Annotated in this window: 5 protein-coding genes; 2 read left to right on the top strand and 3 right to left on the bottom strand. The window is 59.3% G+C overall.

Annotated elements, in window-relative coordinates; genetic code table 11:
• The 3 genes from Q7C20_RS17210 to Q7C20_RS17200 form a co-directional block, all read right to left on the bottom strand.
• Window positions 1-2,874 (bottom strand): DUF6531 domain-containing protein (locus Q7C20_RS17210; RefSeq protein WP_375068969.1); only part of this gene is annotated, 2,874 nt, incomplete at its 3' end.
• A gap of 198 nt (window positions 2,875-3,072) precedes the next feature.
• Entirely contained in the window at window positions 3,073-4,554 is a 1,482-nt protein-coding gene (locus Q7C20_RS17205; RefSeq protein ID WP_375068967.1) for a methyl-accepting chemotaxis protein, read from the bottom strand.
• Between the two features lie 96 nt (window positions 4,555-4,650).
• On the bottom strand, window positions 4,651-5,457 hold the full coding sequence (locus tag Q7C20_RS17200; RefSeq protein ID WP_375068965.1) for a TatD family hydrolase: 807 nt from the start codon (window positions 5,455-5,457) through the stop codon (window positions 4,651-4,653).
• 236 nt (window positions 5,458-5,693) lie between these two features.
• On the opposite strand from Q7C20_RS17200, the gene Q7C20_RS17195 reads away from it, so the two are divergent.
• Complete coding sequence (locus tag Q7C20_RS17195; RefSeq protein ID WP_375068963.1) at window positions 5,694-7,115, top strand: transglycosylase SLT domain-containing protein; 1,422 nt, start codon at window positions 5,694-5,696, stop codon at window positions 7,113-7,115.
• A 102-nt stretch (window positions 7,116-7,217) separates the two neighbouring features.
• Window positions 7,218-7,652: a DoxX family protein gene (locus Q7C20_RS17190; RefSeq protein WP_375068962.1), complete on the top strand. Its 435-nt coding sequence runs from the start codon at window positions 7,218-7,220 to the stop codon at window positions 7,650-7,652.

Raw genomic sequence — 7,652 nt, 5'->3', positions numbered from 1 at the left:
CTGGATCAGGCCGTTGGGATGGTATTGCAACGCATAGGTCTCGCCGACCTCGTTCTCGATCTCGGTCAGCAACAACCTCGCGTTGTCGTAGCGATACTTAACCTGGCTGCCGTCGGCATTGATGCGACGACTGATCAGGTGCAGCCCATCTGCATAGTCGTAGCGAGTAATGCGGCCCAGTTCATCACATTCAGCGGTGATTTTTCCGTAGGGGTTGTAGCTGTATTCCCGCGATACGCCGCCTGGCTGGGTGAGTTTCAGTAAACGTCCTACAGCATCCCAGCGGTATAGCGTGAGCTCCCCGCGCTCGTCTTCGCGAGTCACCTGCCGGCCCAGATCGTCGTACCGATAACGCCGTTCACAGCCGTTCGGTAGTTGTTCCTTGATGAGCTGGCCGCGCTCATTCCAGATCAGGCGGTAGCAGCTGTGATCCGGGAGAAATACAGCCGTCAGTAACCCATGTTTGTTGTAGCTGTAATCCGTGACGCTGCCGTCGGGATCAGTCTTGCGCGTGATATCGCCCTGATCATTGCGCTCGTACTTCCAGATCGCTTCGCCACGCCTTACGACTCGTACGAAACCGTTGTCATGCTCGTAAGACGTCGGCTCGTCCTCACCGGGAAACAACGCCACCAAGCGTCCGGCTTCGTCGTATTGATACGCCGTCACCGTCCCCAGCGGATCCTGCTCAACCGTCAGTCGGCCTTTGTCGTCATAGGATTTGAGGTGCTGCGCGCCATCGGGATCAACACGCTGCACCAACCGCGCACGTTGATCGTGCACGTACACTTCCTGGCTACCATCGGCGTTGTGAACCGTGACACTGCCGTTGTCATCCCAGGCATACCGCGTATCCATCTGCGAAAAACTGGCCCAGTGCCGAACACACCGCGCCGCCTTGCCAGAGCGTTCCCACTCCCAAAAGAAACTCGCCCCACCGGCCAACTGGCGTTCAAGAATGACGTGCTGCTCGTCGTACCGATAAACCTCACTTTCGCCTACGGCATTGGTCGCCGAAGCCAGTCGTCCAGCATCGTCATAGCTGTAGGAAACAACGTTCTGCTCAGTAACCCAAACAAACGGTCCCGATCCTTCTGCCCGATGAACCTGATAGTCCACCGCAACAATATGGCCATGCTCATAGCGCAAAAGCAGCGAACGACCCACGCCGTTATCGAGCCGCTCAACCCGTCCCAAAAGATCGCGGGAAACACGCAGTCGGTTGTCATACGCATCACTGATCGCTGTCAGCGAACCATCGCGAAAGTGGTAGAACCGCGAGTCTTGAGCCAGCACCAACTCATCAGGCAACGAACCCAAATAAATCGCAGCTTCAGCGAGACTGTTGGTGATTGCAGGCCGGGAAACAGTAGGAAGCGGAAACTCAGTCGAACGATTCTCGTGGTCCGTCCAAACCACTCGATCACCCACCACCGCCAACCGCTGGGCCAGCGAATGACTCCAGCCAAACCCCAACCCGCAGTCCACCTCCACCGCACTGGTGCGATATAACCGCGTCCACTCAAACGGCAAAATCCCGTCCAGCGTTCCGTCGGTCAGTGTCAGCAATTCCTCGCCGGTCACCATCGACACCGGGCAACCATTGGTAGCGGTCTTATCCGCAGAAGCCGCCGCATCTCCGTTCTGGTTCTTCCCCGACGAGGGCACATCGTCGACATGTTCTTGCCTGACCAGCACCGTCCGCTGTGTCTTGCCACGAACCGCCGGCACCGGGTTCGAAACCACCTGATCCCCAGCCTTCAACGACGCAGCCGGAATCGTTTTGATCGTCGTCGCCTTACTGCCGAGCAACAACGGCTTGGCCGTTTCGGTATGTGCATCCAGCTTTGGCCCCGCAAGCTGATCGGCCAGTACCTCCAGCCACTTGCGCACTCGCCCGGACTTGATATGCCCCAGCACCTGCACGCCCAGGCGAATTTTCACTCCCATGCCCCGTGTCGCCCGGACCAGCAATAGGCTGATCAAGACCTCACCGGTGATTTCCCCGAGCAGTTCAAACATTTCTGGCGGCGGCAGCATGCGTATCCGGCCGACAATTGCAGCAAGGTAGATAAACAGCAGTGGCTCATCGCTGAGCACAAGCAGACCCTGCGCAATCGCGTCGCTACCGAGCTTCAGCAGTTCGTCGAGTTCGCCCTGGGAGATGTACTGGAGCAATCTCTCGCTGTTGGGTTTGATGTTCCCCAGAAGGTCAACCAGTTGCGTGATGTTGTCCCAAAGGTTAAACAGCGCCTGAATCATCCCGGCTGAAAACGCAGCGCCCTGCATAAGTCTGCGTTCGAGAGGTTTAGCTTTTGAATAGTCGTCCCATTGGCCTTTGCAGGTCGTAGCCCACTCCTCACGCAGGCGAACTTCCAGCCCGGCAATCACCGACTGATAAGACGCATACAGCGCCTTGACGTGATCCCTGGAAACGTTGGGATAGAAGGTGATTTGGTAGCGTTGGTCGCGGGTGCATTCCTTCACTTCAAGAATGCCCCTCGGACCGATGGTGTGATGAATCGGCGCCCCGGTTGGGGTGCCATCCATGGCGATGGCTTGGAGCATTACCGGCGTATTGCCGATGGGCACGAACTGCGTGCTTTCAAACATATGCACCAGGGTCAGCGAGCCCTGGGCGTTGCACTTGGCAACGGTAGCGCTTGGCGCGTTGGAGGAAGCCGGCGTCACGAGCGCGACCTCATCCCCAACCTTGAACACTTGCTCGACTTCCAGTGCCGAGCCAGTCCAGAAACTCTCGGCCCAATCGTCGAAGGTGTTCAGGCACTCCCTGAAATCACGAAAGACACTTTCAATGTCTGGCGCTTCGGAGTTCATGGGGGTCAAGACGAACGTGCCGATGACCGGCATCAAAAGTCAGCCCTACCGGGCAAAGTGATAACTGAGAAGTACATCGGCGTTCCCTCGCACTGATTGATCAGGCGAGAGACTTTGGAGGGGTTCGTCAGGAAAAGAAGTCGGCGCTATTCGCCAGAAGGGGTAGGGCGTTTCGCCAAAACCCTCGGTAAATCGAGGGCTTTGGGTAGGCGTTGGATTACAGGGTAAGAAGCCTTACAACTTCAACTGCCCAATCGCCTTGCTCAACTCTCCAGCCAACGTCGCCAGTTCATTGCTGGTGGTCGCCGAGCCCACGGTTTGCTGCACCGTGTTCTCGGTCACATCACGAATGCTCACCACCGCGCGGTTCATCTCTTCGGCGACATGGCTTTGCTGTTCGGCGGCGACGGCGATTTGCGTATTGCTTTCACGCATTTGGGCCACGGCGCCGGTGATTTCGGCGAGGGCGGCGCCGGCTTCCTGGGCTTGTTTCACGCAGTCGTCGGCCTTGAAGGAGCTTTCCTGCATGAAGTCCACCGCGTCGCGGGTGCCGGCTTGCAACGCGGTGACCATCCGGGTGATTTCGTCGGTGGAGCTTTGTACGCGTTTGGCGAGGTTGCGCACTTCGTCGGCGACTACCGCAAAACCACGGCCCATTTCCCCGGCGCGGGCGGCTTCGATGGCGGCGTTGAGGGCGAGCAGGTTGGTCTGTTCGGCGATGCTGTGGATCACGCCGACGACGCTGTTGATTTTCTGGCTGTCTTCGGCGAGTTTCTGGATCATTTCGGCGGTTTGCTGCACGCCGGTGGACAACCCGGCGATCGAGCGTTGCACGCGGGTTACCACTTCCTGGCCGCTGCCGGCGAGGGTATCGGCGGTCTGGGACAGGTCGCGGGTGGCGCCGGCGTGTTGCGCGATGTGGTGGACGGTGGCGGTCATTTCGTTGATCGCGGTGGCGGCCTGGTCGGTCTCGCTCTGCTGGCCGAGCATGCCGTGCTGCACTTCGTTCATGCTGCTGGCCAGGCGCGCGGCGCCCTCATCCAACTGTTTGGCGGTGTGTGCGACGGTGTTGACCACGCGCTGGTAGCCGGCTTGCATGGCGTTGAACGCGCTGGCCATCTGGCCCACTTCGTCCTTGCAGGCCAGTGGCACGCGGGCCGACAGGTCGCCGGTTTTTTCCACGTGCAGCATCACGTCCTTGAGGGTGTTGAGTTGGCTGAGCAGAAAGCGGATCAGCAATTGCGAGGCGCCCAGCATCGCCAGCATCAGAATCAGCACCGCCACGGCATAATTGGCAAAGCGCTCGCCAAACACCTGGCTCACGCTGCGCCCGTAGGCCAGCACAGCGATGTGTTGGCCGTCAGCCCGGGCGATCACCTCGGCACCGATGAGTGGGTTGTCACCCAACAGGGGCCTGTGATTGAGTTCGACCCAGCCGCTGGCTGTGCTCAAGGCTGACAGATCATGACTTTCAAGCTGTGGGATTTGGCCGCGTGCGAACGTCAGCCATTGCTCGCTCTTTGGCAATGCTGTGTCAGCAGGCCAAGCGCTGAGCAATCGCCCCTGCGCTTGTGCCGAGGCCTGCGATGCCTCGTTGCGCGCTTGTTGTTCGAGCTGCACGGCGTACAGCACCAGCAACAGCGTGGTGATGAAGGCGACCGCGTTGACAGCCCAGAATTTGTATTTCAACGAGATATTGCTAAGCCAGGCACCCATGGAAGGTTTTCTCTGATAGCGGAAACAGCATTGGCAAGGTGCCATTATTGTGCCGCTACTCAGGAAGCCAGTTTTGACATGGGTCAATGCGCCGCATCAATCCACGTGGGGTAACCCAAAAAAGGTGCGGGCGCAGGCGGTGCTGTGTTCAGCCAGGTCTTCTACGGATTCGTTGCGGTGTAGGGCAACTTCGCGCAGCACTTCCGGCAGATAGGCCGGTTCATTGCGGCCATTTTTCGGCTTGGGGCGCAGGGTGCGTGGCAGCAGGTAGGGCGCATCACTCTCCAGCATCAGACGGCCCCGAGGGATTTCGCTTACCAGCGGATGCAGGTGCGTCCCACGACGTTCGTCGCAGATCCAGCCGGTGATGCCGATGTGCAGGTCCAGGTCGAGGTAGCTGAACAGCGCGTGTTGCTCGCCGGTGAAGCAATGCACCACGGCGGCGGTCAGGTGGTCGCGGTAGCCTTTGAGAATGTCCAACAGGCGCTGGTTGGCGTCGCGCTCATGCAGGAACACCGGCAATTTGAGTTCAACGGCCAGGGCCAAGTGTTCTTCGAGGACCTTCTCTTGTTGTGGGCGCGGGGAAAAATCCCGGTTGAAATCCAGCCCGCATTCGCCCACCGCACGCACGCGGCTTTCAGTGAGCAAACCGCGCAACCGCTTGGCGCTGTCACCGTTCCAATCGCTGGCGGAGTGGGGGTGAATGCCGGCGGTGCTGAACAGGCGTTGGCCGCTTTCATCGAGTTTTACGCACAGTTCCAGGGCCTGTTCGCTGCCCTCGACACTGGTGCCGGTGAGCACCAATTGTTGCACGCCGGCAGCGTAGGCACGGTCGAGAACGGCGTGGTGCCTCTCGTCGAAACTGGGGTTGGTCAGGTTGACGCCGATATCAATGAGTTGCATGGTGCTAGCTCCGCCTACGGTCGGAAAGCATATCAGAGCTGTAGATGTATAAGAAAAACTAAGAACTACACCGAGTTATAGCTGTCTTTGAACGTCGCAAGTGACATTGTGGTGAGCCGTTCGCCTTCCACCCTGCCGCCGTTGCACGCAAAGCCTGCGCATAAAGCGCTCTGTTTCTGACCCCCAGTACCGCGTCTTTCGCGACGGCGCTGGCCAGTATCCTTTCCGGAGAGCGGATGATCCGACCCTCGGCGTTGCTTGTGTTGTGCCTGACGTTACTGCTGCCCATGGCGGCGGTTGCACGTTTGGACGGGCCGCTGGAAGTGACCAAGCCCGGCAAAGTGCGTGACCTGGCGCAGATTCGCTCCAGCCGCACCCTGCGCGTGCTGGTCAACCAGAGCCGAAACAGTTCCGGTGAAGTCCAGGGCCAGGCCATCGGAGTCGAATACCATCGCCTGCGCGCCTTCGAGCAATACCTGAACGGCCACGCCCGCGATGGTGGGGAAATTACCCTCAAGATCATTCCCAAAGCCAAGGACCAACTGCTCGGCGCGCTGGCCCGTGGCGAGGGCGACCTGGTGGCGCCCGGTGAATTGCTGGATGTGAAGGCCGCGCACAAAATCAGCACCAGCGACCCGATTGCCAGCGATGTGCCGTTATGGCTGGTCGGCGTCAAGGGTGAGCGACGCTTTACCAAGCTGGAGCAACTGTCTGGGCGCACCCTGGCGCTGACCACCGGCAGCGCGGTCGCCGATGCGATCAGCCAGGTCAACCAGAAGCTGGCACTGCACAAGCAGCCGCCGATAAAGGTGGAGTGGGTCGACCCGACGCTGGCGGTGGAAGATGTACTGGAGATGGTCCAGGCGGGCATCTTCCACCTCACCATCGTCGAAAAACCCATCGCGGAACGCTGGTCGAAAATCTTGCCCAAACTGCGTTTTGACCGGCAGGTGGTAATCAGCGAACCGGGAGACGAATACTGGTTCGTGCGCCAGGACGCTTCGATGTTGCGCGCCAGTATTGATCGGTTCCTCAAGACTTACCGAACCCCCTCCGACCAGGACGTGGCGTTCCAGCGCATTTACCGACGCCTTTACCAGGTTCGCAACCCACTGGCCCGCGCCGACCGTCAGCGCCTGGAAAAACTGCGCCCGGTCCTGCAAAAGCATGCACGCGAGCAGGGCATGGACTGGCTGAACCTTGCTGCGCTGGCCTTCAAGGAGTCCGCGCTCGACCCCGGCGCGCGTAACAGCGGTGGCCCAACCGGCCTGATGCAAATCACCCCGTCCGCGGCGCAACGGGTGGGCGTCAACAATATCGAGAGTCTGGACAGCAATGTGCAGGCGGGCGCCCGCTATCTGGCGATGATCCGGCGCAAGTTCTTTTCCAGCCCCAAACTCAATGAACGCGAGCGCATGGCCTTTGTGCTGGCGGCTTACAACATGGGGCCTGAACGCGTGCAAGGGATGCGCGCGGAGGCTCGTCGCCGGGGGCTCAACCCGAATCAGTGGTTCTTCCAGGTCGAGCGCATTGCCATGGAGCAGGTAGGAATGGGCGGCGTCAGTTATGTGAACAGCGTCAACAAGTATTACTTGGCGTTCGATCGGGAGCGAAAATCCCTTGAGCCTTCAGCGCCCAAAGTTGCCTCACGTAAATAATCGAATTAATCGATATTTATAAGGTGTTTTTTCGGCTTTTATCATTGTTTAATCTGATTAATATAGCGGCCAACCGACCCCTACTTTGAAAGGATTAACACCATGAGCCCACTGATCAACCGCATGTTGTCCACCCGCGCCAGCTACGGCCTGACCGTTTTGCGGATTTTCATCGGCATCATCTTTGCGGCTCACGGTTCGCAAAAACTCTTCGGCTGGTTTGGCGGTGGCGGTCTGGCCGGTACTGCACAGTGGATGGAAAGCATCGGCCTGGCGCCGGGCACCTTGATGGCGCTGTTGTCAGGCGGCACTGAGTTCTTCGCAGGCCTGGCTCTGATCATCGGCCTGCTGGCGCGCCCTGCGGCACTGGGCTTGACCATCTTGTCGCTGGTGGCGATCTTCTCGGTGCACATCCATAACGGCCTGTTTATGGCCAACAATGGTTACGAGTTTGCCCTGGCCTTGCTCGGCGGCTCATTGGCGGTGTTGTTTGAAGGCGCCGGCAAACTGTCTGCCGACCGCGCCATTACCGGCTGA

Origin of the sequence: Pseudomonas sp. AMR01 (assembly GCF_041946035.1) — a bacterium.
In the GTDB taxonomy this organism is placed as follows: Bacteria; Pseudomonadota; Gammaproteobacteria; order Pseudomonadales; family Pseudomonadaceae; genus Aquipseudomonas; species Aquipseudomonas antarctica_B.
This window is presented reverse-complemented; position numbering and strand designations above follow the sequence as displayed.